Genomic DNA, 936 nt, shown 5'->3' on the forward strand with positions numbered 1-936 from the left:
CGCCAAAGCTAATGATGTAAGTTATCGTAAAGATCAGCTTAAGCGCTTACAAGAAGAAGTCATTGAACTTGAAGATGTTAAAACATTAGCTTTGGCGCTGAGTACGTTGTCATCACCCGTTGCGGTAACGTCAACTATGGTCATACGGCTTTCTACGCGCTCTTTGAGGTTAATGTATTCATCAAGGGAAATATCTGGCCAGTAGTTCGCTAACTGTATTGATTCATTCGGAGAGCCTATGCGGTCCACTCGTCCAAAGCGCTGAATAATACGTACAGGGTTCCAATGTATATCGTAATTAATAAGGTAATCACAATCTTGTAGGTTTTGACCTTCTGAAATACAGTCGGTAGCAATTAACAGGTCAATTTCTGCTGACTCTTCGGGTAATACTAAATGTTTTTCTTTTGAGCGCGGTGAAAAGAGCGTTAAGCATTCTTGAATGTCGTAGCCTTTTTTACGTGATTTTATCGTAGTTTTAGGGTTACCTTGCCCAGTTACTCTTGCTGTATGAAGATGCTTAGCTTGAAATAATTCAACCGCTAAATTGTTGTATAGGTACTCAGCAGTGTCGGCAAATGCTGTAAAAACAATCACTTTTTTATTATTTGGGTTTATCGGATTTTCTATTTTGTTTAGTACATGTTCTTTCAAATGCTGGAGCTTGGCGTCATGCTCTGGAGTAATAGTTTTCATTTCAGCCAATAAATCGCCAATAATTTCTAAGTCACCACTTAAATCTTGTTGCCAAGATGGAAGGTCCATATCCATTAGCTTTATTTTTATTTTGTTACCAATTTCCATTTCTTGAAATACTGGCATATCGTCATCTTCAACATCAAGAGCGGCCATAGCGCCTGCAAAGTCATCTATCTCAGTAACACCATCGTTATCGTAAAATGTTTGGATAGCCGCTAAGGTACGTGCGTGATTATC

At 38.8% G+C, this 936-nt stretch carries 1 protein-coding gene; it reads right to left on the reverse strand.

The genetic code is table 11. The annotated features are described in order from the left end of the window. Positions 1–33: 33 nt before the first annotated feature. On the reverse strand, positions 34–936 hold a 903-nt coding region (locus H5202_RS23440), incomplete at its 5' end, for a C-terminal helicase domain-containing protein (protein WP_259397468.1).

The sequence above is a fragment of the Shewanella sp. SG41-4 genome, assembly GCF_014164505.1.
GTDB lineage: Bacteria > Pseudomonadota > Gammaproteobacteria > Enterobacterales > Shewanellaceae > Shewanella.